This window comes from Eximiradius sp., assembly GCA_937127445.1.
Taxonomy (GTDB): domain Bacteria; phylum Bacteroidota; class Ignavibacteria; order Kapaibacteriales; family UBA2268; genus JAKIZO01.
Genome location: CAKZLY010000023.1, coordinates 11333 through 36032, shown reverse-complemented (window position 1 = coordinate 36032; position 24700 = coordinate 11333). Strand labels below are relative to the sequence as shown.

Annotated in this window: 22 protein-coding genes; 11 read left to right on the top strand and 11 right to left on the bottom strand. The window is 31.6% G+C overall.

Features of this window, described 5'->3' with window-relative positions:
* Positions 1–61 precede the first annotated feature (61 nt).
* The 3 genes from AC6QZF_RS07705 to AC6QZF_RS07695 are packed head-to-tail and all read right to left on the bottom strand — an operon-like array spanning position 62 to position 1526.
* Complete coding sequence (locus tag AC6QZF_RS07705) at positions 62–535, bottom strand: hypothetical protein (protein WP_499799300.1); 474 nt, start codon at positions 533–535, stop codon at positions 62–64.
* An 11-nt stretch (positions 536–546) separates the two neighbouring features.
* Entirely contained in the window at positions 547–978 is a 432-nt protein-coding gene (locus tag AC6QZF_RS07700; protein WP_499799299.1) for a YtxH domain-containing protein, read from the bottom strand.
* 23 nt (positions 979–1001) lie between these two features.
* The gene (locus AC6QZF_RS07695) at positions 1002–1526 is read right to left on the bottom strand and encodes a KdsC family phosphatase (RefSeq protein ID WP_499799298.1); all 525 of its coding nucleotides are present in this window, start codon (positions 1524–1526) and stop codon (positions 1002–1004) included.
* Positions 1527–1595: 69 nt separating this feature from the next.
* On the opposite strand from AC6QZF_RS07695, the gene prmA reads away from it, so the two are divergent.
* Both prmA and AC6QZF_RS07685 read left to right on the top strand, forming a co-directional pair.
* The gene (prmA, locus tag AC6QZF_RS07690; protein WP_499799297.1) at positions 1596–2441 is read left to right on the top strand and encodes a 50S ribosomal protein L11 methyltransferase; all 846 of its coding nucleotides are present in this window, start codon (positions 1596–1598) and stop codon (positions 2439–2441) included.
* A gap of 1 nt (position 2442) precedes the next feature.
* The gene (locus tag AC6QZF_RS07685; protein ID WP_499799296.1) at positions 2443–3375 is read left to right on the top strand and encodes a Ppx/GppA phosphatase family protein; all 933 of its coding nucleotides are present in this window, start codon (positions 2443–2445) and stop codon (positions 3373–3375) included.
* On the opposite strand, the gene lgt is transcribed toward AC6QZF_RS07685, so the two are convergent.
* On the bottom strand, positions 3350–4144 hold the full coding sequence (gene lgt, locus AC6QZF_RS07680) for a prolipoprotein diacylglyceryl transferase (RefSeq protein WP_499799295.1): 795 nt from the start codon (positions 4142–4144) through the stop codon (positions 3350–3352). The genes AC6QZF_RS07685 and lgt overlap by 26 nt on opposite strands.
* 161 nt (positions 4145–4305) lie before the next feature.
* On the opposite strand from lgt, the gene AC6QZF_RS07675 reads away from it, so the two are divergent.
* Complete coding sequence (locus AC6QZF_RS07675; RefSeq protein ID WP_499799294.1) at positions 4306–5307, top strand: dihydroorotate dehydrogenase-like protein; 1002 nt, start codon at positions 4306–4308, stop codon at positions 5305–5307.
* A gap of 76 nt (positions 5308–5383) precedes the next feature.
* On the opposite strand, the gene dnaJ is transcribed toward AC6QZF_RS07675, so the two are convergent.
* Positions 5384–6544, bottom strand: a complete 1161-nt coding sequence (dnaJ, locus tag AC6QZF_RS07670; RefSeq protein WP_499799293.1) for a molecular chaperone DnaJ — start codon at positions 6542–6544, stop codon at positions 5384–5386.
* A gap of 139 nt (positions 6545–6683) precedes the next feature.
* On the opposite strand from dnaJ, the gene AC6QZF_RS07665 reads away from it, so the two are divergent.
* Positions 6684–8306 carry an ATP-binding protein gene (locus AC6QZF_RS07665; protein ID WP_499799292.1) on the top strand — a complete coding sequence of 541 codons (1623 nt, stop codon included), beginning with the start codon at positions 6684–6686 and terminating at the stop codon, positions 8304–8306.
* A 7-nt stretch (positions 8307–8313) separates the two neighbouring features.
* Positions 8314–9156 carry a DUF58 domain-containing protein gene (locus tag AC6QZF_RS07660; protein ID WP_499799291.1) on the top strand — a complete coding sequence of 281 codons (843 nt, stop codon included), beginning with the start codon at positions 8314–8316 and terminating at the stop codon, positions 9154–9156.
* On the opposite strand, the gene AC6QZF_RS07655 is transcribed toward AC6QZF_RS07660, so the two are convergent.
* Together AC6QZF_RS07655 and AC6QZF_RS07650 are read right to left on the bottom strand one after the other, a co-directional pair.
* Entirely contained in the window at positions 9148–9834 is a 687-nt protein-coding gene (locus AC6QZF_RS07655; RefSeq protein ID WP_499799290.1) for an RsmE family RNA methyltransferase, read from the bottom strand. The genes AC6QZF_RS07660 and AC6QZF_RS07655 overlap by 9 nt on opposite strands.
* The gene (locus tag AC6QZF_RS07650) at positions 9834–14291 is read right to left on the bottom strand and encodes a hypothetical protein (RefSeq protein ID WP_499799289.1); all 4458 of its coding nucleotides are present in this window, start codon (positions 14289–14291) and stop codon (positions 9834–9836) included. The genes AC6QZF_RS07655 and AC6QZF_RS07650 overlap by 1 nt, the downstream gene beginning before the upstream one ends.
* Positions 14292–14411: 120 nt before the next feature.
* Here AC6QZF_RS07650 and AC6QZF_RS07645 point away from each other — a divergent pair, with 120 nt between their 5' ends.
* From AC6QZF_RS07645 to AC6QZF_RS07620, 6 genes are all read left to right on the top strand, one after another.
* Positions 14412–15905 carry a sensor histidine kinase gene (locus AC6QZF_RS07645; RefSeq protein ID WP_499799288.1) on the top strand — a complete coding sequence of 498 codons (1494 nt, stop codon included), beginning with the start codon at positions 14412–14414 and terminating at the stop codon, positions 15903–15905.
* Complete coding sequence (gene coaE, locus AC6QZF_RS07640) at positions 15898–16509, top strand: dephospho-CoA kinase (protein WP_499799287.1); 612 nt, start codon at positions 15898–15900, stop codon at positions 16507–16509. The genes AC6QZF_RS07645 and coaE overlap by 8 nt, the downstream gene beginning before the upstream one ends.
* A gap of 78 nt (positions 16510–16587) precedes the next feature.
* Complete coding sequence (gene uvrA / locus AC6QZF_RS07635) at positions 16588–19470, top strand: excinuclease ABC subunit UvrA (protein ID WP_499799286.1); 2883 nt, start codon at positions 16588–16590, stop codon at positions 19468–19470.
* Between the two features lie 171 nt (positions 19471–19641).
* Positions 19642–20070 (top strand): flagellar basal body rod protein FlgB, encoded by a 429-nt coding sequence (flgB, locus tag AC6QZF_RS07630; protein ID WP_498370067.1) that lies wholly within the window; start codon positions 19642–19644, stop codon positions 20068–20070.
* Between the two features lie 15 nt (positions 20071–20085).
* Positions 20086–20571, top strand: a complete 486-nt coding sequence (gene flgC, locus AC6QZF_RS07625) for a flagellar basal body rod protein FlgC (protein WP_499799285.1) — start codon at positions 20086–20088, stop codon at positions 20569–20571.
* Between the two features lie 65 nt (positions 20572–20636).
* The gene (locus AC6QZF_RS07620; protein ID WP_499799284.1) at positions 20637–20921 is read left to right on the top strand and encodes a hypothetical protein; all 285 of its coding nucleotides are present in this window, start codon (positions 20637–20639) and stop codon (positions 20919–20921) included.
* On the opposite strand, the gene AC6QZF_RS07615 is transcribed toward AC6QZF_RS07620, so the two are convergent.
* The 4 genes from AC6QZF_RS07615 to AC6QZF_RS07600 form a co-directional block, all read right to left on the bottom strand.
* Positions 20918–21403 carry a hypothetical protein gene (locus AC6QZF_RS07615; protein WP_499799283.1) on the bottom strand — a complete coding sequence of 162 codons (486 nt, stop codon included), beginning with the start codon at positions 21401–21403 and terminating at the stop codon, positions 20918–20920. The two genes, AC6QZF_RS07620 and AC6QZF_RS07615, sit on opposite strands and share 4 nt — an antisense overlap.
* A 94-nt stretch (positions 21404–21497) precedes the next feature.
* Positions 21498–23051, bottom strand: a complete 1554-nt coding sequence (locus AC6QZF_RS07610) for a Ppx/GppA phosphatase family protein (protein WP_499799282.1) — start codon at positions 23049–23051, stop codon at positions 21498–21500.
* A gap of 2 nt (positions 23052–23053) precedes the next feature.
* Positions 23054–23272, bottom strand: coding sequence for a hypothetical protein (locus AC6QZF_RS07605; RefSeq protein WP_499799281.1), 219 nt, complete (start codon positions 23270–23272; stop codon positions 23054–23056).
* Complete coding sequence (locus AC6QZF_RS07600; RefSeq protein ID WP_499799280.1) at positions 23272–24699, bottom strand: O-antigen ligase family protein; 1428 nt, start codon at positions 24697–24699, stop codon at positions 23272–23274. The genes AC6QZF_RS07605 and AC6QZF_RS07600 overlap by 1 nt, the downstream gene beginning before the upstream one ends.
* Position 24700 lies beyond the last annotated feature (1 nt).

The following is a 24700-nucleotide window of genomic DNA, read 5'->3' as shown; positions in this document are numbered from 1 at the left end:
ATATTTATTAAAAAGGATGTCAGTTGACAACTGACATCCCAAAAATTCATCTCGAACGTACTTACTTATGAAATAATTTCCCCGTAAAAGCACTGATTGCCTTTTTTGTGGCATTTAATAAAGTAAGAGAATTATTAACAGGGTTCATAATCATTGAATAAAGTACTTTGGTTAAATTTTCCAGAGGTTCGAGCTTTTTAAACAGAATTTCAACTTTTTCTCCAACATTTTGAGCAGAATTATCTATCGTTTTTGCAAGGCTATCAACACTTTGCAATGAGGAAGATATATCGTTTTTCAACTCAACTATTTCACCCAATACTACTAATAGCTTACTTTTAACAACAGATAATTCATCTAATGATTGAATTAATCTTGTTTTCAATTCATTAGTGTCAGAAGTAATCTTATCAAGGTTCTTTTGTGCATTTTCAGCTAACATCTTATAGGATTTTACCGAATCGACAATACTTAATGCAGCAAAAATTATCGCTATGCCAGCTAAAATGCCAACAATGATTAATGCTGTAAGCATTATCTCACCTTTTATTCATTACCACGAGATGCTTTGAGCTCAGCTTTGAAAGCTTCAGCACCTGCCTTTGCAGCATCTTTGATTGTGTCGTAGTTGTGTGCAACTGCTTCTTTTGCTTCAACAGCTTTTGCTTTTGCTTGTTGAAGAATGTTTTCTGCTCCACTCATTATTTCTTGTGCTTGTTGTTTGGCACTTTCAATAATGCTTTCAGCTTTAACTTTCCCTTCATTAACAGTTTTTACAAAGCTTTCTTCTGCTTTCTTCTCAATTTGCTTTAAATAATCTGCTGCCTTGCTATAAAGTTCTGCCGAAGTATCAGCAATATCACGTCTTAACTCAGTGCCGCTTTTCGGTGCTAAAAGCAATGCTGTTATTGCTCCTGCAACTCCACCAATGATAGCACCAACAACGAAGCCTTTCGAATATTCACTTTTTAAATCCATTTTGACCTCCTTTGAAATGAAAATTACCAGTTCTCTTCTAAAATTAATGATTTATTTTGTGAAAGCAAAATTAAATCGCAAATTTCTCTTACTGCTCCGTCACCCGCATTATTTTTGCATACATAATCAACAACCTCTTTTATGGCTTCATTCGCATTTTGTGGACAAGCAGAAAAGCCTACACCTTTCAAAGCAAAATAATCATTTACATCATCTCCAATATATGCTATTTCTTCTACCCTAATACCTAATTGCTCTGCTAAATCTCCGATTGCCTGAAATTTATTTCTACTACCTAATATTACGTGTTCTATTTTTAATTTTTTTGCTCGATTTGTTACTATTTGCGAAATCTCACTTGTTACTATAGCACTTGGTATTCCTGCTTTGTTCAGCAGTGTTATTCCCATCCCATCTTTTGCACAAAATCGTTTCATTATCTCACCATTTTCCGAGTAGTATAAACTCCCATCTGTTAATGTCCCGTCGACGTCCATTGCTAATAATTTTACTTTTTTTAGTTTTTCTTTTAGTTCAGTTAATTTCATATATTTGTGTATTAGTGATACAATCAATTTACTTAATAGTAGTATCAACATTATTTTTATTGGATTATTATGCTGAAAAAATTTATTAATGTTAAATTTAGTCTTTTAGAAGAATTTTTCCCATATTTCTATGTTGTGATTGAAAATTATAACATTGAAGGAATAGAAGAATTATTCGATGAAATTGTAGTGTGTTTCCAAAATGATAATTGGAACGATAGAATAAAACTTGAACTTCTTAATTTGCTCAAAGAATATATTCCCAATATTAAAATTATTAGCGAAGAAGTAATCGAAGACAAAAATTGGAACGCAGAAATTGAGCAAAATACTCCTATTATTAAAATAAATGATAAAATTGGTATTGCTCCTCAATGGAAAATTGAACAGCTTGACACTGATATTAAAATCATCATTAACCCCAAAATGTCTTTTGGAACAGGGCAACATTCAACAACTAAACTTGTCTGCCAGCTATTAGGAAAAAATGTAAAGTCAGGTGATTTTTGGATTGATGCAGGTACAGGAACGGGGATTTTAGCAATTTTAGCGAAAAAATTAGGTGCTTCCAAGGTTTATGCTTTCGATTACGACGAATGGTCGGTTCTGAATGCTCGCGAAAATTTCGAACTAAACAATATCGATGGAGAATATGTTATTGAACAAAATAACGTTTTTGATATTATTATGCCAAGCTGCAATGGTATTGTCGCCAATATGTTTCTGAATATTCTTGATAAGACTGTCGAAAAATTTTATTCCGCACTTAAAGAATGCAAAGGTAATTTAATCCTTTCAGGTATTTTGAAATACGACAAGAATTACATAATAGACCAATATTGCAATAATAATTTTGAGCATATTGAAACATTAGAAGAAAATGAGTGGGTTGCAATTCATTTGAGGGCAAAGTAAAATGAACATTTATGCTGGAATTGATATTGGGACAAACACTATTTTAATGACAATCGCAAAAGGAACAAGTTCCCGCGAATTTCAGGTTATTGATGATGTCCATTCAATCGCGAGACTTGGAGAAGATGTTGATAAAACAGGTTTTATCTCTTCAAGCGCTATTAAACGGGCAGAAATAATACTTAGAGATTATGTTCAAATAATGAATAAACACAAAGTTGATACTGCCCTCGCAGTTTGTACCTCTTCAATGAGGCTCGCAAAAAACAACCTCGAAGTGTTGCAACTTTTCAAGAAAATTTTAGGTTGTGAAGTTATTATTGTTTCTGGTGAAGTAGAAGCTGAACTTAGCTTTACTGGCACTATCGAAACACCAGACGAAGCACTAGTTATTGATATTGGCGGCGGTAGCACCGAAATTATTATTGGAGAAAACTACCAAATCAATTATCGAATTTCTACCGAATTAGGTGCAGTCCGTTTAACTGAACGCTTTTTAAAGCATAATCCTGCGCGAAGTACAGAAATAGAAATTATGAAAACCCATATTTTAGAAAGTATCAAAGATTTGCGATTTGGAGAATTTCAAGGAAAAGTTTACGCAGTTGCTGGCACTGCAACATCACTTGCATCAATCAATTTGAATTTGAAATACTTTGATGTTGAAAAAATTCACAACTATGAACTATTAAGATGCAGAATCAAAACAATAAGCGATGATTTATTTAAAATGTCTTCTCGTGAAATTGAATTAAAATACAATATCCCGCAAAGAAGAGCTGATGTGCTTCCAGCCGGTGCACTAATTTTATATGAAATCTTAAATGCAATTAACTCTGATAGAGTTATTGTCAGTGCCTACGGACTAAGATATGGAATAGTTAAGAAATTACTTGATAAAAAAACAATTAATTCGATTTTTCAGACTTCCTAAACAAAAAATATAATCCCACTAATATGAATGGAACACTTAATATCTGACCCATATTCAATGCCATTTGCGATTCAAACTCTACTTGTGGTGCTTTCAAAAATTCTATGAAAAATCTAAATCCGAACACCAATATCAAAAAAAGTCCAGAGTTGAAACCTGCTCGAAGCTTACTTTTCTTGTTTTTATATGTAAATAGTAATATCAAAAAAGTAGTAAAATAGGCAAGGGCTTCGTATATTTGAGAAGGATGCCGAGGTACGCTATCTACTCTCTCAAAAATAACTGCCCACGGAATATTTGTCGGCGCTCCATATATTTCCGAATTGAAAAAATTACCAAGGCGAATAAAACTTCCTGCCAACGCAGTTACAATTACAAGCCTATCAACAAGCCAGAAAAAATTAATATGTGGTCTTTTTTTGATGTAAAAATAAAGTGCTATCAATATGCCTATTGCTCCACCGTGACTTGCAAGTCCTCCTTCCCATACGTAAAGAATTTTTATTGGATTAGCTAAATAATATGACGGTTCATAAAATAAACAATGTCCTAATCTTGCACCAACAATTGTTCCAACAACCATTGCAGTTGTAAGTACATCAAGGTCTTTCTGTGTTTTCCCCTCCTTACTAAAAATCTGCTGCATGATCAAATATCCTATAACAAAGCCAAGTGCAAAAAGCAATCCATACCAACGTAGAGTTATGCCGCCAATATTGAATATTTCAGGAGAAGCATTCCAATGAATTAATGATAAAAAAATATCCATATTTTTTCTTCGTTTCTAAAAATGATGTTAGTTATACAAAATTAGAAAAAAAGCAACTACATTAAAAGAAAAAACTATTTAGCATTCTTTTCAACACTTTAAATAAACTTATTTCGTTTATTATCACAACTACATTCCTTAATATTCTATGAGGTATTTATATGACAAATCTCGAAACCACCTATTTAGGTCTGAAACTTCGTAATCCAATCGTAGCAGGAAGCTCTGGACTAACTAATTCTTTAGAAGATTTGAAAAAATTAGATGAAAAAGGTATTGGGGCAATAGTTTTAAAATCAATTTTTGAAGAAGAAATTCTTGCAGAAATGGCTCAAAGCTTAGCTCAGGCTCAGCGTCCTCAAACAATGTATCCGGAAATTTATGACTTTTTTGCTATTGATGAAATGGAAGATACTATATCGAACTATCTTTTTTTGATAGAGCAAGCAAAAAAATTTGTTTCTGTACCGATTATTGCAAGTGTCAATTGCATTTCTGCTGATGATTGGACACTATTTGCAAAAAGAGTGGATGAAGCCGGTGCCGATGCTCTTGAACTCAATGTTTTTGTCCTTCCTTCCGATATTAATCATACTAGCGAAGAAAATGAAAAAGTGTATTTTGATGTTGTTTCTAAAATTAAAGAAAGCACAAAATTGCCTATTTCTTTAAAAATAAGCTACTACTTTACTAATTTAGCAAACATGATAAAAAAACTTTCTGAAACTGGTATTGCTGGTATTACGTTGTTTAACAGATTTTTCAGCCCAAATATTGATATTAACTCAATGAAAATTATTCCTTCAAGTCTTTATAGTACTCCGAATGATATTAATATTTCTTTACGCTGGGTTGGGATTATGTCTAATAGAGTAAGCTGTGATATCGCTGCTTCAACAGGTGTTCACGATGGCGAAGGATTGATTAAGCAACTTCTTGCAGGTGCAAAAGTTGTTCATGTTGCTTCTACTCTATATAAAAATGGTTTTGATGTAGTTCCAGATATGCTAACCACTCTCGAGAAATGGATGAATTCAAAAGGATATGCATCCATTGATGATTTCCGAGGCAAGTTAAGTCAATCCTCTATTGCAGATCCTGCTGCTTATGAAAGAGCTCAATTTATGAAGTACTTTGCTGGAAAAAATACATCAAATTTGTAGAATTCTTATTTGATTGATAATATAAAAGGATGTTTCCCCACATGGGAGAAATATCCTTTTCAGTTTGAATTACATATTAGCTAAAAAATGTATCTTTTACTTTGTCGAAAAAATCTTTGGTTTTCTTGTTTTTTGCTTTTGCAACAATATTTTCAGATTTAGCCAGTTCTTTAAGCAATTCTTTTTCTTTTGCATTAAGTTTTGTAGGTACATAAACATTAATCAACACAATCATATCCCCACGGCTATCATAATTAAGTCGTTTTATTCCTTTCCCTCTTAGTGTTATTGTTGCACCAGGTTGAGTGCCAGGATTAATTTTTATTTTTTCTTTTCCATCGATTGTAGGTATTTCAATTTCTGCACCCAATGCAGCTTCTGGAAAACTAATAGTTAGCGGATAAAGTATGTTATCTCCCTGTCGTGTGAAAATTTCGTGAGGCTTTTCTTCGATTATCACTATTAGGTCGCCAGATGGTCCATTGCGTCTTCCAGCATTACCTTTGCCCCGTAATGGGATATAGTTTCCTTCTTCCACTCCTGCTGGAATCGATACTTGAATTGTTTCTTCGACTGTTACTCTCCCGTCACCATTGCAAATCTCACACTTTTCTTTTATTACTTGTCCGTACCCACCGCAGCTCGGACAAGAGGAAATATTTACGAACTGGCCAAAAACCGAACGTGAGACTTGTCTGATTTCACCACTTCCTCCACAAGTTGGACACGTTGCATACCCACTATTCGATTTTGCCCCACTACCCTGGCAGGCTTCGCAACGCCCCATTTTTTTTACTTTAAGTGTTTTATCAACTCCATTTGCAATTTCTTCTAAAGTTAATGTTAACCTAACTCGCAAGTCCGAACCACGTTCGCCCATATCTCTCTTCTGGGATCTTTTTCTGCTTGAAGTGCCGAAAAAGTCATCAAAAATACTTCCACCAAAAATATCGCTGAACCTTGAAAATATATCATTAATATCTGTATATCCCGAAAACCCTGCTCCACTATTCCCAATCCCACGATGACCATATGTATCATATCTTTGTCTTTTATCAGGGTCGCTAAGTACATCATAAGCCTCGGCTGCTTCTTTGAATTTTTCTTCTGCTTCAGGATTTCCTGGATTTCTATCAGGATGATATTTCATAGCTAATTTGCGATATGCAGATTTAATCTCATCAATTGATGCAGTTCTTGATACTCCTAAAACCTCATAATAATCTCTTTTTTCCATACCTTCAAAATATAATTTAGTTACACATCCAAACAAAATATAAACGATTATTTAATAAATATATTTATAATTCTCAATTATTTGTTAATAAGAAAATGTATTGTATTTTTCACGTATAAATGTTAATTTATGATTGAAAATGAAACCTATTGTTATTTTTATTATGAGCCGCAAAATATTAATAGTAGAAGATAACGAAATTATTGCACAACAATTAAGCTTTTTCCTACAAAGGCACAATTTTATTACTGCAACTTGTATTACCGGCGAGGAAGCTTTAAAACTTGTGTTAGATTTTTGCCCAGATTTGATATTAATGGATATTAGATTAGCAGGTGAAATAGATGGTATTGAAGCAACTTCAAAAATCAAAAAAATATACAACTGCCCGATTATTTTCTTGACATCTCATACTGAAAATTCAATTGTTGAACGTGCTTTACTTGTCGAACCTGATGGTTTCATCTCAAAAAATATATCTCATTCAGAATTAAAAGTTCAAATTGATTACCAGATTAAAAAGTTTCAAAAAGTAAAAGAACAACTTGAAAAAGTCAAATCCTTAGAAGATAATATTAAAATCTACGAGCTTATCTTTAATAATGCAAAAGATGCTATTTTCTATCTTAATGAAAATTTTGAAGTGAATTATTTTAACAAAGCTGCTGAAATCCAATTTTCTTTAAAAGCAGAAAATATTTTTGGGAGCAAACTTTTTGATTTAATAATTGATGAACGAGACAAGTCTTCTTTTTTTGAAGAGCTTGTGCAAATTAAGAATATTGATAGAGATAAATTATTTTATAAAAAATTTTTGTTAAATCTTCGTAAAACCGATGGGCAAGTTTTTCCTGCTGAATTGTCTTTAGGTAGGGTAATTGATGGTGGACATATCTCATACTGCTGCTTTGTTAGGGATATTTCCGAACAAATTACAGCAGAAGAGCAAGTTAAGAAGTTAATTGAAGAGATGCAATTTAATAAGGAAATTATTGAACAAAATGCTTCTGAACTTGTACAACTTAATGCGAAATTAGTCGAATCCGAAGAGCGATTAAAAGAATTGAACGCGAGCAAAGATAAATTTTTCTCAATTATTGCTCACGATTTAAAAGGTCCTTTTCAAAATTTAATCGGTTATTCCCAATTGCTTGTTCAAGAGTTTGAAAATTTGTCCTCTGATGAAATTCGCGAAATGTCAGTTGATTTATATAATTCTGCCAAAAACTTATATAGATTACTCGAAAATCTACTTCAATGGTCGAGATTACAGCGCGGTGTGATAGAATTTAATCCAATTAAATTCGAAATTATTTTGGTCGTTTCTCAAAATTTCGATTTATTGCAAAATATTGCAAAAGAAAAAAATATCTCCTTAGTTAGTAATGTGCCTGAGAACCTAACAGTTTATGCCGACCTTAATATGATTAATACTGTTATTCGTAATTTATTGTCCAATGCCCTTAAATTTACCAATTGTGGTGGGAAAATAGAATTAAATGCAGCACCAACAAATGATAATTATGTCAAAATTGAAATAAAAGACAATGGTGTTGGTATGAGCGAAGAATTTGTAGGCAATATTTTCAGAATTGATTCTTATAAATCCACACCAGGAACAAACAATGAACAAGGCACTGGATTAGGGCTTATACTTTGTAAAGATTTTATCGAAAAGAACAAAGGTAAAATCACAGTTGAAAGCAAATTAGGTGAAGGCACTACATTTACTATTTTGCTACCTGCTTCTAATTCTCAATAAATATTTTATGCATATTAATGCAAATAAATATGTTCAGAGGTTATTACTACAACCAAAATCTATACTATTATCCCAATTATACGGTGTCTATAAAGCTGCTTTTAAAGGGGCAGGTCAGGATTATTTGCAGTCAAGACTTTACGAAGAAGGTGACGACGCGAGATATATCGATAGCCGAGTAACAGCACGTAATATTGAAATTTACACAAAAGTTTTTACAGAAGAACGGCTTCAAGACGTTGTGATTGTATTCGATATTAGCCCTTCAATTTACGTCTCATTAGATAATAAGAGCGATAGCAAGTTGCTCGAAAATATAGTTTTTATCTTGTCTAATATAGTTCTCTCTAATGGTGATAAATTGGGATATATTGCTTTCTCCGATAAGGTGGAAAGCTATTCATCCCCTAGAAATAATCCATCAATTGTTTTTAAAATAAACGAGATTATTAACAAAAATTGCCGAAAAACTCAAACAAACATTGCTCCGGCTCTTGAATTTCTTTATAATAGTTTTAATAAAAAGACACTTGTTTTTTTGATTTCAGACTTTTATGCTGATAATTACTTCGATTTGCTTAAACTTGTTTGCACAAAATTTGATACTATAATTATTAATTTGGAACAGATTAATCTTCAATGGGATAATGCTATTTTATTAATCAAAGATAGCGAAATAGGCTGCGTTAGATATATCGATTCAAACAAGAATGCTTCCAACAACCAACCAAAAGAAATCACTAGATATGTAAAAAAATTAGGTGTTGATTATATTGAAACATCGAATATCGATGATTTTGTGAAAAAACTATATTTATTAATGAAAAGACGTATTTTCTACTTAAAATAAGTTTAATAACGATAATCCGAATATTGCTGCTGTTTCGCTTCTTAAGCGTCTATTAGCAAGTCGCCATTTTTCTATATGTAGTTTGTTCAAATATTCGATTTCTTTCAAGGAAAAGCCACCCTCTGGTCCGACCAGAAGCAAAATTGATTTACTTGATTGAGGTACACTTGGTTTTATTCCATTTTCGTCTGCGAGAATTATTTTCTCGAAGTGGAATTTTGTAATATCACTTAGGCTAACTGGTTCATAAATTATGGGAAGTCGTGATCTTTTGCATTGTTTCATTGCAGCAACTGCTTTTGATTGAAGACGTAAGGTGTTCAAAGATTTTTTCTGAGAGTAATCTGTTATTAGAGGGAAAAATTGTGAAACTCCTAATTCAACAGATTTTTCTATTATCAGTTCAAATCTTTCTCTATCTTGCAAAATTCCCACACCAATAGCAATACTTCTTAGCAGCTCGCCATAATTTTCATCAAAAAAATGTTCAACAAAGGCAATGTATTCGTCTTTATTTTCTCGGTTCACTGATGCCTGACAAATTATTCCTTTTCCGTTAGTAATAAGGATTCGTTCGTTATCTTTAATTCGTAATGCTCTAAGATGCTTAGCTTCGCTATCAGTTATCTTAATACTTTGTGCAGTTTTTGATAATTCAGGTAAATAAATACATTCCATTACCAACTTCCACCTAATTTAATTTTCATTTCAAAGTCTTTCTGATCTTGCAATTGGTTTGTTATGCTCGAATTTGTTGAACGGCTTATTTGAAAAATAATATCATTAAATGCTTTTGACTTTACAGAAATTGGGACCTCGAAGCTTATTTCAAGATTAGAAAAATCATAAATATTTCCACCTATCGTCCAATTCCCAATACCAAATATTGAACCACTAAAATTAACTGTTGCTGTTTCAATTCCTTCGCCTTCGAATTTGACATCGGCGCTTTGAATTACACCGGTTGTTAACAGCAAGTCAGTGAGAGATTTTGAAGCAAGTTGGGAAATTCCCATATTAATACTTTCATCAAATAAATTTCCCACACCAAATGCATTGTTTGTGTTTTGAACTCCTCTTGGTCTTCCAGTAGCAAGCAGAATGAACGCATCTTCTTCTATTTTCTTAGCATCACCTACAGGCGAATTCCCATTTAATGTATAATCAAGCTTGATTTTAGGTTCTTCCTTTGTCCCTGTAATATACACAAATACTGTAAAATAGTTAGTTGTGTTCTTTTCTGTGTATTTGCCTTCATACTTTGCTTGTAAATCCAAAGTTGGGTTCTCAATAGAACCTGTTGGAAACGAAATATAACCTTTTGTTTCCATTGTTCTGAAAATTTTTACAGTTGAACCTTCTTTTACTTCTAACTCTCCACCATATATTCGTGGCATTGGCTCATTCCTATTCTTGAAATATCGAATTGGTATAGAAGGATCTTTTGTGCCAATTTTAGCATAAACTTCACCAATTGCTCCCATATCGAATAGCAATGAAAAATTCTTTATTTTTGCCCTAACATCAAAATTTACTAGTTCCATAAAATCAGGTTCATTATTCTGGATATTAGCAGAAACACGTGTTGTGTCAAGCTCGTTTGATAATTTATATATGCGTTTACTATCTTTTATTTCGTATGTGAAATTTGACTTTACAATTTGCTTGCTCTGTGTTTGCGGCATTTTGAGTTCAGCGTTAATAATTATAAGACTGCCCTCAATATTGGGTTCCTGCATTGTCCCGAAAAATCTGATATAATCGTCTTCTGTGCCAATTACTAAATTACCAAAAACATTAGGTAATGATTTCTTTGAGGCATCGCTTAATACCAGTATTTTGTCGGTACTTGCTTTTATATCGATATAGCCTATTCCGTTTTCATTTAATCTAACATAACCTGAAATTTCTGCTTTTCCATCTTTTAAATCTCTGTTGGTATTTCTCAATAATACTTTTTCAATATTGATTAACTTGTTGGAAAAAGATACCTGAGCGTTTGCTCTATATGCAATGTTAGTATTATCAAGAATAAAATATCCATCAGAAATTTCAAGATTCCCAGAATAGTTTATATTATCAGGTAAATATCCAAAAATTCTTGCATTAAAATTAGTTGTGCCTTGCAACTGGGAAATATTGGGGGCAAATTTTGCAAATGGTGCTAATGATAATTTATTGGCAAACACATTAATTTCAAATAATTTGTTTCCGTCGAAAATTTTTCTGGTTGTATCTGTACCAATATATATGGGCAAGCTTCGAACAATAATTTCTATCGGCTTTGTTGATTGATTTGAAAGAGTTGCGCCACCTTTAAACATTCCATTATTGCTTATTAAATCCAGGCTTAAATTGCCTAATTTGTTTTTTTCTATTGATAGATTATTAATGTTGCTTTTGATTGAAATATCAGGATTTAACAAAGATCCTTCACAATTAATTGACAAATTTGCTACACCATCAATTTCGATAGGAATTTTATGCTCAAATAAGTGATATATTTCACTTAAATTTAAGTTTGACAAGGTTAGATTCAAATTCTCGGCACTGTTGTTGAACACTGTTCCTGATAACAATAATTTTTCAAAACCCTTTCTTTCAATTTCAAAATTGTCTATATTGATAAAATTGTCGGCAATTGTAAATTGTATAGTTCTATTGTTTGTCCACATTTGTTCTTTATATTTTATTGCTAAGCTATCAGCAGTAATAGTAACAAATTTTGTAGAAAAATCTATTGCACCTGACGAAAAAATTGAATACGCTCTATTGTAGTCTGTCCGAATTTTGTAATTCAGCATTTGCTCAGCATAATAAACATTAATATTCGTTTTATCTAATAGATTTTTATTAATTAATACAGAACTGTCGGAACTTATTTCTACTTCGATATAAGATAGTGATGGATTGTGCAGGCTATCAACATTAACATTATAAACTAAATTGAGATCGGAATTTAATATCGAGAAATGAAAATCATCATTAAATATATTAAAGTTGTCAAGTTTCAGTGTATCGACTGATAAATATGAATTTCTTGAATTATTAAAATAATTTAATTTACTATAAACAGCACCCGAAAAAATAATTCCTGAGGAAAACAAATTTATAAACGATAAATCTTTTAAGTTGAGAAATAAATCTATGTAGCTATTGCTATCGAGCAATAGCTTGGGATAATTGATTTCAACTGTATCTTGGGATTTATAAAACTTAACTGAATATGAAATATCATTACTTAATTTTTGCCCTATAAACTCAAATTGTTTTGCAATGTTTTCAAAAATATTTAACGTTGAGAAATTTCCAACTAATTTAATTTCAGCAAAATCGCTTTCTAATTCAAATAATTTGTCCCGTTCATTAAAATTTAATCCCAGACTTATTTTTGTTGGCTTATAAGAGATTTTCTCATTCCTAATTTTTTTTATGTCAATGTTAATATTAGCAACAGCATAATCAATATCGAAGTTGTTGCCTTGAATTTTCATTTCAGACGTAATTAAATCAGGTAAAGCATCGTTTTTCAGTAGCTTTTTGAGATTTAAAGAGTTTATGAAAATATCCAATTTGTATTCTGGATGTTCAATGTTTTTTAGGTCTGCGCTGCCAGTAATATTAATACTTCTGTTTGTAATTGTATCATTTTCAAATTGAACAAAGAACCTGCCAATTTCAAGTTGATTATTTTTGTAATTCGCTACTAATTCTAATTTGTTAAATGAAATTTCTTCAATTGTAGAATTGCTCGAATTAAAATTTACAGCGGCATTTAACTCATTTAGTGATGTCCCTTCACCAACAATTGAAATTTGAGAATTCAAATTCCCTTTAACTAACCTTTCAGGAATTATTGAAGCTAACTCAATGCTATTTGTGGAAATATTCAAATTATATCTAATTGGCTTAGTCAATATAAACTCTGCTTTTCCTAATAAACTGCCATTATCAACTCTAATATCAAAATTAGAAGAAATTTGCTTTTCGTTACCTTTCACTGAAATACTTCTAAAGTATGAATTCTTAAATTCAGGCAACGCCCCAGATATTTTTGGTATGATATTGTTTAGAGAATATCTATCAATTTTTGAGTCAACAATGTTAATATTAAATAAAGGTTCATCTAATACATTTGCAATTTGACCATTAATATATAGTTCAATGTTTTCTGTCAGCAAGTTTAGTTCGTTTATATGAAGCAGCTCAAAAGTGCCAGAGGCACTTAATTGTATATCGTGTTTGCCCAATACCTTTATTGATAAATCTGTAAATCGTTCGACAAAATCATTGTTGTAATCTGAAAGATATAGTTCTAACCTTAAATTTGCTTTTTCAATATTGCTGTCGCTTGATAATAAATTGCAGTTCCTTATTGATAACTGCGAATTTGCATTAAAGAAATTTGTGTTGATAATTAAATTATCTGCAACGAGAGAGCTTGTATCAATTGAAAAATTCCCTTGCAATTTCTCAATTGCTATTCCAGATGGGACATCTAAAGCAGATAAATTCTGAATTTTACTCTTGAAAGATTTTTTATATAAATCCCCTTCAAAATTACATTTCAAATTAAGCTTTTCTAAAATAAAATTATTTGAGTTAAATTTCATTGGTGTAGGGATTGCTTTAAGTGAATCGATATAGCAAAATCTACCATTTTTTATTTGAATGCTTTTAGTAATTATTTGCAATTTGGATTTAGTATGCGTAGTGTCGTTTGATGCTTCTGCAATTCGGTCATAATTCCAGGTTGAGTCGCTTTTTCTTCTCAAAAGTTGTATTCGAGGTTCATTCAACACAATTTTGCTGACAAATATCTTATTTTTTAAAAGTGATTTCAATGAAAAATCTATCAATATACTATTTACATTTGCAAGTGTATCGGTTTGTGTGATAAGTCTAACTTCATCTAATTTTATTCCGCCAACTCCAATTAAATGAATATCCTTAATCTCTATTTTAGCAAGCAACTGTGTATTAACAATGTTAGTAATTTGAGAAATTATATATTGTCGGAAATTAGAATTATACGATAAAAACACAATAAATAATGAAATGCAAACAAGTATTGACAAAACTATGTAAGTTAATAAAAGCAGGAACCGTTTTATTTTACTTTGCTTTTTATTCATCAAACAAAATTTTGAATAATAGTATTTTATTTTTAATTTTCTTAACTTTTAAATTAATTAAAAAAAATATCTTTCTAAAATTATTGTTCAAATATGCAATAGGAATAAGTAAAATAGATTATGAGAAACAGATTACTGATTATTTATAGCGCTTTTGTTACTATTACCTTTGCGGGTTTTTCTTACGGGATATATAGTTATATAGAAAATTGGTTTTATGATAACCTCGATAGCAATTTGTATTTATCTGCTAAAAGTGTTGAAAAATATTTAAATATATATAACTTAAAAGTAAGTGATAGCTCTAAAATTGACGACAATTTAAAACATCTTGAAATACTTAAAAATATTCACGAGTCGATCTCTCTCAACCCTAAAATGTATTTCATTCAAATTTACGGCAAAGATAACTCGACTATATGGAAAAGCAGTAATTTAAACGATTTTAATTTGCCAATCCTTCCTTCCAAAGAAGAGCTTAAAGAACTCAAAACTTACGCTAAAGAAATCGAAAAATATGATACTGTGCCTAAATTTATTTTTCGCCAAAATTTATCCGGTCAAATTGGCGATACTGTTTTTGCAATAATTCCTTTCGAAAACAGCAAACTTAGGTTATTTATTATGAAAAGTGATGTAGGTAATATTTCTATCGGATATTCTTTATCTCGTTTTGAATTCTTTCTGAGTGAAATTTGTAGAATATTTTTTATTGGAATACCAATTATTGCGGCTATTTTGGTTTTATTGTTGTTTGTAATCTCATTTATTGGTCACTCTCAAACCAAAAAAGTAAAAGAAGTGTTGGATAGAATTGCTGAAAGCCAATTAGAAAACTTTGATTTATCTGAAATCAGAGATAAAGATGAATTTAAATTCTTCGTCGATTCTTTGGACAAACTCTACTCCGCATGCCAGAAAAAACACAATCAGATACTAAACTTTGCTTATGACGCTTCTCACGAACTTAAAACGCCGCTGACAATTCTTCGAGGAGAGTTAGAACTCTCTTTGAATTCTGCTCAAACAGTCGAAGATTATCAGGAAGTTGTTGCAAGTGCTTTGGATGAAGTGATTCGTCTGTCTAATGTAGTATCAACTGTTCTTGAAATAGCCCGTGCTGAAAATTCAAATCATTCATTGAATTATTCTAAAGTAAATCTAAGTGATGTTGTCAATGATATTTGCGAGGATATGGAAATAGTTGCAGAAGAAAAAAATATCAAGATTTTTAAAAATATCGATAACGAGGTATTTATAAATGGTGATAAACATAAAATTCAACAAGTTATAATAAATCTATTAGATAATTCGATTAAATACACTCCAAATGGTGGTAAAATTAAAATATTTCTCAATAATTCACAAAATTCTGCAACTTTAATTGTCGAAGATAATGGGATAGGAATCCCAGCGGAACAAATCCCTAATATTTTTCAAAAGTTTTATAGAACACCAAATGCAAAAAAGGTTGGAGTGCAGGGGACAGGTCTTGGACTATCTCTTGTTAAATCCATTGTTGATTTGCATAAAGGCATAATCTCAGTCGAAAGCCAGGAAAACAAGGGCACCAAAATAATTGTATCATTTCCCATAGGAAAAATTAATGAATAAGCATATAATTGTAGCAATTACAGGTGGTTTTGCAACAGGGAAAACCACAGTTGCAAAAATCATCGAAAATGAAGGCTATCCTGTAATTTACACAGATTTAATAGCAAAAGAAGTTATGACAAATGATAAAAACGTAATCAATGCAATAGTTGATTGCTTTGGTAGGGAAGCATTCAATATAGATAATTCGATAAATACCCAATATTTAAGTAATTTAGTGTTCAATAATCAAGAACAATTAGATTTGCTTAACAAAATTGTTCATCCAAAAGTAATTGAGTTAATGGAAAAACGCCTATACGAATTAGTAAAACTTGGCAATCAATTAGCCTTTGTCGAAAGTGCATTGATTTTTGAAACAGCATTGCAAGAGGGATTTGATTATATTATCTGCGTTTCTTGCGACCCAAAAATCCAAATTCAACGTGGTATGCAAAGGCATAACCTTTCAGAGCAGGAAACTATAAAAAGAATTAACTCACAAATCCCAATTAGCAAAAAAGAAGAACTTTCCGACTTCACAATAAAAAATAATGGTTCAATAGAAGATTTGGAACAATCAACACTATTAGTATTGAATATTATAAAAGCATCACTTGAATGATGCGAATAATAATAGTCTTTCAATATTTTCGTCTCTTTACACTTATTTGGTTGTTAAGTATTTTTCTACTGCTTTTTTATGAAAAAACAAACAATAATAGATGATGAATTAAAAGATATAATAATTCGCGGTGCAAGAGAACACAACTTAAAGAATATTTCATTAGATATTCCTCGAGAAAAATTAGTTGTAATAACAGGATTATCTGGTTCAGGCAAATCTACCTTGGCTTTTGATACTCTCTATGCTGAAGGACAAAGACGCTACGTCGATTGTTTATCGCAATACGCTAAACAATTCATAGGTGTTATGAAAAAGCCCGATGTAGATTTAATTGAGGGATTGTCTCCCGCAATCTCCATTGAACAAAAAACTATTCCTCACAACCTACGTTCAACTGTTGGGACTGTAACCGAAATCTACGACTATTTGAGATTGCTTTTCGCTAAACTTGGAACGCAATACTGTCCAGGTTGCAATATTCCTGTCAAAAAACAAACTGATGAACAAATAAAAAATAGTATTCTCAACAAGTATAATAATCAAAAAATAACTATTTTTGCACCAATTATTCGTGGCAGGAAAGGTATTTATAAAGAACTTTTTCAGCAGTTAATTGCCAATGGATTTACAAAAGTTAGAATTAATGGTGAAATCATTAATTTATCTGATATTTCTGGGGTGCAACGCTATAAACAACACGATATAGATGTTGTAATAGATAGACTTACTGTAAACAAAAATTCATTTTTCAGACTTTCTCAGTCATGCGATTTAGCATTGCAATATGGCGATGGTATATTAATAATCAACTATGGTAACGGCGTCTTTGGCTCCGATGAACTTTTTTCAATACATAATACTTGTCCCTCTTGTGGTCGTTCATTTCAGGAATTATCTCCCAACAATTTTTCATTTAATTCCACTTATGGTGCTTGTCCAAATTGCAATGGCATTGGCGAAATTTTCTCTGCTTACGAAGATACTGTTGTGCTTCATCCTGATAAATCTATCGAAGAAGGTGCATTGGCAATATTTAATAAAAGTGAATCTGAAAAATTATATTCAGTTTTGATTAATGTTTGTTATGAAAATAATATTTCAATCAAAAAATCTTGGAATGAACTTAAAGAAAGTGAAAAAAAATTCCTTCTTTTCGAAAAATATGAACTTTTTCAAAAGAATTCTAAAACAAATAAAGGCTATAACCTAAATGTTTTTGAAGGAATTATCCCTACTCTTAACAATTTATATGAAATGATAAAAACATTAAGGACTAATTTAGCTGGAATTAGCTCAGCTCAGCTTGAAGATGTGATGCAATACAGAACCTGTAATGTCTGCGAAGGGAGTAGATTAAAAAGTGAAAGTATAAACGTACTAATCAATAATCACAGTATTAAAGATATTATTCAATGGAATATCCCCAGAGCACTTTCATTTTTCAGAGATTTAACAAATTATATCGATAAAAGAAACAAGATTATCGCAAACACTGTTATTAAAGAAATAATCACGCGACTTGAATTTTTAGAAAATGTTGGTTTATCCTATCTAACATTGGGACGTTCCTCTAAAACTTTATCTGGTGGTGAAGCTCAGCGTATTCGGTTAGCATCTCAAATTGGTTCACAGCTTGTTGGTGTAATGTATGTATTGGACGAACCAAGCATCGGACTGCACCAACACGACAACTATAAATTAATCAACTCTCTTAAAAAATTAAGAGATTTAGGCAATTCTGTTATTGTTGTCGAACACGATAAGTCAATGATAGAGCAATCCGATTACATTATTGATTTAGGTCCCGGAGCTGGAATTCACGGAGGTGAATTGGTAGTTTCAGCAAACATTAATGAATTGAAACTTTCAAAAAATGGTAAATTTAGCAGATCACTTACAGCTAAATATATAAAAGGAATCAATAAAATTGAAGTTCCTAATCAACGTAGACAACCTAATGGAAAGTTTATTAAATTATTTGGTGCAAAAGGTAATAATTTAAAAAATGTTTCATTGGAAATACCACTCGGATTATTTATCTGTGTGACCGGTATGAGTGGTTCTGGAAAATCTACTTTAATTAACGAAACTCTTTATCCGTTGCTTTCCAATCATATCTATAAAACAAAATATAAGGTGCTTCCTTTCGAGAAAGTCGAAGGATTGGAATATATTGATAAAGTCATAGAAATTGACCAATCTCCAATTGGACGCACTCCACGCTCAAATCCTGCTACTTATACAGGACTTTTTACTTTGATTAGAGATTTCTTCTCGATTCTGTCGGAAGCAAAAATTCGCGGATATAAACCAGGGCGCTTTTCCTTCAATGTAAAAGGCGGAAGATGCGAAGATTGTGAAGGTGCTGGATTGAAGAAAATTGAGATGAATTTTCTGCCTGATGTCTATGTTATCTGCGACACCTGCAATGGAAAACGATATAATGATGAAACGTTACAAGTTAAATACAAAAACAAGTCTATTGCTGATGTCCTTGATATGACTGTCGAAGAAGCTCTAATATTTTTCAATGAAATACCTAAAATCAAAAATAAACTTCAAACTCTCTTAGATGTTGGGCTTGGTTATGTCAAACTTGGACAGCAAGCTCCTACTTTGTCAGGAGGGGAGGCTCAACGTGTCAAACTTGCAACCGAACTCTCTAAAGTGAGCACCGGAAAAACTGTATACTTATTTGACGAGCCAACTACCGGCTTGCATTTCGAAGATATTCGAATATTGCTTGAACTGCTTCACAAATTAGTTGATAGAGGTAATACTGTCATTGTCATTGAACACAATCTTGACGTAATTAAAACAGCTGACTGGGTCATTGACTTAGGCCCAGAAGGTGGGGAAAATGGTGGTGAAATATTAGCCGTTGGCCCTCCCGAAAAAATTGCAGAGTTGAAAAAAGGTTACACCTGGCTATACTTAAAAAAAGAATTGAATAATTAGTGTATAAAATTAGCCACTGTTTATAAATCTGCAGTTATTTTTAACATATATATGCTGCTTTCTTTTTGCAATCTTTTATAATAAATGAAGTTAGAAAATCATTGTTTTCCCATTTATATTTTGGCACTTCTTTTGTTCATAATTTTTTAGTAATAATATTGTGAGTAAAAAATGATATTTAATAATCATTTATTTAAAAATCGTGTTCCATTGATGAATAGGGCGCTTGATGCGTATGCATTGAGATTAAGGACTATTTCGAAAAACATAACTAATGTTAATTCTCCTCATTATAGACCAGAAATGGTAAAATTCGAAGAACTATTTCAAAGACAGGATGTTGTTCTCAAAGGCAGTAGTTCGGACGAAAAACATATTCCCATAGGTAAGTCTCCAAATGAAGTTGAAGGAGAAATTAGTCCTACTCCAATTCCTGAACCAGAAATATATTTTTCAGGTGAAACTCACGTTAATATTGACAAAGAAATGTCAGAATTGGCGAAGAATCAAATTCGATTTCAGTTCGTTTCTCAACAAATGGCAAGATTTTTTAGAGGTCTTTCTTCTGCAATAACAGGGAATCCGGCACAAAATGTTTAATAGGGGAGAGTGATTATGCCAGAAAATATTTTTGCTTCGTTTGCTATCAGTGGCCAGGGTATGAGTGTTCAGCGTATCCGACTTTCTGCTGTTGCTAACAACATTGCCAATGCAAACACTACAAAAGGCATTGATGGCAAACCATACAAAAGAGAAGTCGTCGTTGTCCGTGCTATCCCCGGTAGCCCTTTTGAGGAAGAAGTGCAGCAACAAATCGAATTAAAGCGAACAAGTCCAGACCACGCTCCTAATGCCAAGCTGGGAACTTATCCACCCGATTACAGTGTCCTTAAAGCCCGGACAGCACGAGATAATTCTCCAGATAGGTTGGTCTACGATCCCACTCATCCCGATGCCGATGAGCAGGGCTATGTTCACTATCCAAACGTTAATATTGTTACTGAAATGGTTGAGATGATTTCAGCTCAACGTGGTTTCGAAGCAAATACTGGTGTCATAACTGCTGCAAAAAATGTGGCACGGAATTCGCTTGAAATTTGACACAAAGTTTAAGTTCTTGTTCTTTTTGCCGATAATTATGATGTTGAATTATACTTTGAATTATTATGAAAGTTAATTTACTGAATAAATACAGAGATGTCTATTCAACGAGTATTGACGAACAACTTACCAATAATGGAGTTGCTTTAAGAAAAAACAATTTAAAGCAAAATCAATTAGCAGATTCTAATAATTCCCAAGAAATTATTACAAAATCAGAACGAAACTTTTTCAAGCAAATGTTTCCAGAAAATTCAAATCAAATAGAAAAATACGTTGTATTTAATCGAAATGGCAAACTTCAAGATATTCAAGTATCCAAAGGTATTATTTTTGACGGCAAATTTTAGTTATATCCTTTTGTATCGATTATCTGTGGAGGGGTTTTACGTTTTCTTAAAGTTGTAACAGTTGGGATTTCAATTTTGTTTGATTTTACTTGTTCAATCTTGTTTTTCTTATTATCATAATCTTTTTTACTAATATTTTTTTTGATTTGCTTATCATTTATATTTTTATCGAAATTTTTCTTTTTTTCAAGTTTTTTCTCATCTTTGTTTTTAAGTGATTTTAGATAATTTGAATGTTTTTTTGCAATAAACTCCTTTTGCCTGTAAAATTTATCAATTATGTTGTCCATAATAGGTATCATTTCATCGGGATAAAGATAAACCATAAATATTCTGTTGCCTTCCTGCTGCTCTACTTTGGGGAGTTCGGCTGTAAATTTTTTGACATAAATGGAATTAATCCAATTTGCAATTCGCCGTAAATCTTTTCTACTGAATGATTCCTTTTTTAAGCAAAGCCTTTGATATACAGTTGCGGGCATATAAATAAAACCTGCATAATTTACATTGAAACAATTAGCAAAATAAAATTAAAAACAATAACTTCAAAAAGATATTTTCAAATCTAACTTTGTATCATTCAATGATAATATTAATCCCTAATGATTCTTCAAGCAAACCTACTCTTCGATTTGCACCCCAGATTTCAATATCATATGATTCATCACTTGTTGGAATGAGTTGAATAACAACAGTTCTGCCGTTAATTTTAATGTTAATATCTTGGACATACTGCTTACGGCGACGGTCAATCCCTTCGCTTAGTCGTAGTATTCCAGCCAATACTTTTACCATTTCCTGTTTTTTGAATGGAAGATGTGAAAATTCAGGGTGCTTTTTTTTAGGATGGCTTTTTCTATGGTAGCGTGCTATTATTCCGATTATTTCTGCTTCATCATTAGTAAATCCAGGCATATCGCTATGAGTAATAATATAATAACTATGCTTATGATGCTGATCGTGAGAAATTATATACCCTACGTCGTGCAGTAAAGAAGCAGCTTCTAATGTTTCTCTCTCAACTGATTCTAATTTATGAAAAATTGATATTGTATCGAATATTTTAAGAGATATGTTTCTTACATGCTCTGAATGCTTTAAATCAACTTGAAACTTGTGACATAAATTCAAAACTGTTTGGTATCTCAAATGTGTTAGATGTTTATATTCGTTTAACTCTTTTATTTTTTGAACTGTGTCAAAGACTATTCCTTCCCGAAGTGCATAAGGTGAAATCAAAATTTTATCAATATTCAGTTCTTTTATAAAATGCTCGAAAATCAAAGCTCCTGCAATAATTATATCAGCACGAGCTACATCAATGCCTGCAAGGGCCTGCCTTTCCTTTACTGATGTTGTTCTGGTGATTGCGTTGATTACTTCCAACAAATCTCGCGACTGAATAGTAATCCCATTTAGGACATCAGGTATTTGCTGCCCTTTGCTTGCAAGTGCCATTCTTGCAAGAGATTGTATTGTCCCTGAACAGCCCACCACTAGCTGAAAGCCAATCTCACTGATTTTTTTGATTTCTGGTGCCCATTCGCCACGAATATACTCCCTGCATAATTTCACTGATTCTTTACTGGATTTGCCATTGTCGAAAAACCGTTTGGTTAATCTTATAGCACCTAATTTTTCACTATTTACATGAATTAAATTCCCTTCTTTACCGATTATTGTTTCTGTTGATCCGCCACCAATATCAATAACTAATGTTTGTTTATTATATATTGGCAATGCATGCAATGCTCCTAAATAAATTAATCGTCCCTCTTCTACTCCTGATACTACCTCTATTTCAATCCCAATTTCATTAAGAGCTCTTTCTTGAAATACGTTTTTATTAACTGCTTCACGAACTGCGCTTGTTGCTACTGCTCTTATTATTGCTTTTTCTGACCGAGCAAGTTCAGAAAAAGCTTTAAGTGTTGCAATGCCGCGTTCTATTGCCGCCTCTTCCAAATATTTCATATCGGTTCCGCTCGAACCGAGGCGAACCATTTCCTTCTCACGTGTAATAATATTTAATATACCCTTTCTATCAACTGATGCGACAATTAAGTGAAAAGAATTTGTTCCAACATCAATCGCTGCGATAACAGGTGATTTATCAAGTGTTATATCCATTTTCATTTCTTCCTTTTAGCTTCGCCAACCAACACTTCAACTTTATCATCTTTGTAAATTATTTCGTTGTTTGTTGTGTACTTTTTTCTATTATCAATGTTATTTGACACTTTGCTTTCATTAAAAAAAATATTTATTTTCGATAATGCTTTTGTGATTTTTCTAAAAATCAGATAAATACAAATTATTCCGATTAATAATATTATTAATAAGTATTTCATCAGATTCCCGTATTATTTTTAATAAACTTAATAAATTGACTAATATTTTCAGAATAAAAGCATAAGTGAATATTGTTAGAAAATAAAGAATTGCTGATTTTGTTTATCAGATATAGAGCAATTCCGACATAAAGCCACAAGTTTGCATATATTAAGAAACTGCTTGAAAAGAAATTTACTGTCGTGGTTTGTATCATTATAAATAAAAATACTCCTAATAGTCTTGATTCCGAATCTGTTAATTCAATAAAATATTGATTTTTATATAACTTGATTAAAAAGTAAAAAATGCTAAAGAAAATACCTAATATCGCAATTGTACCTATTAATCCCATTTCTGATAACGCATTCCCAAGAATATCGTGGGCAAAATTAATGTTTTTATTCTGATTTAGATAAAAATTCCCAAGACCACAGCCTGTTATTGGAGATTTTTGCCAGATTTCAAATCCAGTTTTTATTATTTCTGTTCTGTATTTAAATGATTCACCAGTAATTTGTCGGTCGCTGCCTTCAATTGTTTTGAATATCCCTTCAATTCGTGTGTAAAAAAGTTCTATGGGACTTGTTTCAGTATAATATTTTATGATTAAATCTGTGATTATTAGTATTATTAAAGAAGTAATCACTATTACGAGAAATTTTTTAGCGAAATTCCTATACTCAAATATCATTAATCCCAGAAAAATTGCTAACACACAAAGAATTGCAGTTATCGAAAACGTTGCCAAAAGTGCAATTATAGTTAAAACGAGTATTAAAATATTTACACATCTATTCTTTATAAATGGTTCTTGCTTTCTTATGTAGGGAACAATCTGAAAAATCAATATTGACGACAAAAATATTGCATAATAAGATGGCTCTGTAAATATCGATGTGGCACGATACAAATTCATAAATTGAATGCTAATTTGTGTAATGTCCGACATGTCGAACATACCTCTGTAAACCATTGATACGTTATTTATTGGTAGCCAGGCAAGCGGTAAATTGTATAATCTTGCAAATAATTGATAAATACCGAATATATTAATGAAAATTGAATATATCAATAATATGCGTATTAATTTGTCCCAAAAATTCTCCGAAAAATTGTGTGCGTAAAACACAAAAACTACAAAGTATACAAAAATAAAATGCACTAACGTTTTGAAATACTGAAGAATCGCCTCTGCATTCCCAGACAATAGCGGATAAAATCCCGATAGAATAGAACTAACTATCAGTAAAATGATAAAATGTAAAACAATATTATTATTTATTACTATTTTCTTTTTGTCTGTAATTAACTCAATAACAAAAAATACATATAATAAAAGTAATACAACATCGATAATTTTAACGCCGTAACCAGATATAGAAAACAACATAAATCCATCAAACGGATAAACTAAAAAAGATAATATTAGCAGTCTTTCAATCACT

What these genes read in the sequence shown, in the direction of transcription:
- AC6QZF_RS07705 (WP_499799300.1), bottom strand. Translation starts at nt 535, where the DNA reads ATGCTTACAGCATTAATCATTGTTGGCATTTTAGCTGGCATAGCGATA.
- AC6QZF_RS07700 (WP_499799299.1), bottom strand. Translation starts at nt 978, where the DNA reads ATGGATTTAAAAAGTGAATATTCGAAAGGCTTCGTTGTTGGTGCTATC.
- AC6QZF_RS07695 (WP_499799298.1), bottom strand. Translation starts at nt 1,526, where the DNA reads ATGAAATTAACTGAACTAAAAGAAAAACTAAAAAAAGTAAAATTATTA.
- prmA (WP_499799297.1), top strand. Translation starts at nt 1,596, where the DNA reads ATGCTGAAAAAATTTATTAATGTTAAATTTAGTCTTTTAGAAGAATTT.
- AC6QZF_RS07685 (WP_499799296.1), top strand. Translation starts at nt 2,443, where the DNA reads ATGAACATTTATGCTGGAATTGATATTGGGACAAACACTATTTTAATG.
- lgt (WP_499799295.1), bottom strand. Translation starts at nt 4,144, where the DNA reads ATGGATATTTTTTTATCATTAATTCATTGGAATGCTTCTCCTGAAATA.
- AC6QZF_RS07675 (WP_499799294.1), top strand. Translation starts at nt 4,306, where the DNA reads ATGACAAATCTCGAAACCACCTATTTAGGTCTGAAACTTCGTAATCCA.
- dnaJ (WP_499799293.1), bottom strand. Translation starts at nt 6,544, where the DNA reads ATGGAAAAAAGAGATTATTATGAGGTTTTAGGAGTATCAAGAACTGCA.
- AC6QZF_RS07665 (WP_499799292.1), top strand. Translation starts at nt 6,684, where the DNA reads ATGAAACCTATTGTTATTTTTATTATGAGCCGCAAAATATTAATAGTA.
- AC6QZF_RS07660 (WP_499799291.1), top strand. Translation starts at nt 8,314, where the DNA reads ATGCATATTAATGCAAATAAATATGTTCAGAGGTTATTACTACAACCA.
- AC6QZF_RS07655 (WP_499799290.1), bottom strand. Translation starts at nt 9,834, where the DNA reads ATGGAATGTATTTATTTACCTGAATTATCAAAAACTGCACAAAGTATT.
- AC6QZF_RS07650 (WP_499799289.1), bottom strand. Translation starts at nt 14,291, where the DNA reads ATGAATAAAAAGCAAAGTAAAATAAAACGGTTCCTGCTTTTATTAACT.
- AC6QZF_RS07645 (WP_499799288.1), top strand. Translation starts at nt 14,412, where the DNA reads ATGAGAAACAGATTACTGATTATTTATAGCGCTTTTGTTACTATTACC.
- coaE (WP_499799287.1), top strand. Translation starts at nt 15,898, where the DNA reads ATGAATAAGCATATAATTGTAGCAATTACAGGTGGTTTTGCAACAGGG.
- uvrA (WP_499799286.1), top strand. Translation starts at nt 16,588, where the DNA reads ATGAAAAAACAAACAATAATAGATGATGAATTAAAAGATATAATAATT.
- flgB (WP_498370067.1), top strand. Translation starts at nt 19,642, where the DNA reads ATGATATTTAATAATCATTTATTTAAAAATCGTGTTCCATTGATGAAT.
- flgC (WP_499799285.1), top strand. Translation starts at nt 20,086, where the DNA reads ATGCCAGAAAATATTTTTGCTTCGTTTGCTATCAGTGGCCAGGGTATG.
- AC6QZF_RS07620 (WP_499799284.1), top strand. Translation starts at nt 20,637, where the DNA reads ATGAAAGTTAATTTACTGAATAAATACAGAGATGTCTATTCAACGAGT.
- AC6QZF_RS07615 (WP_499799283.1), bottom strand. Translation starts at nt 21,403, where the DNA reads ATGCCCGCAACTGTATATCAAAGGCTTTGCTTAAAAAAGGAATCATTC.
- AC6QZF_RS07610 (WP_499799282.1), bottom strand. Translation starts at nt 23,051, where the DNA reads ATGGATATAACACTTGATAAATCACCTGTTATCGCAGCGATTGATGTT.
- AC6QZF_RS07605 (WP_499799281.1), bottom strand. Translation starts at nt 23,272, where the DNA reads ATGAAATACTTATTAATAATATTATTAATCGGAATAATTTGTATTTAT.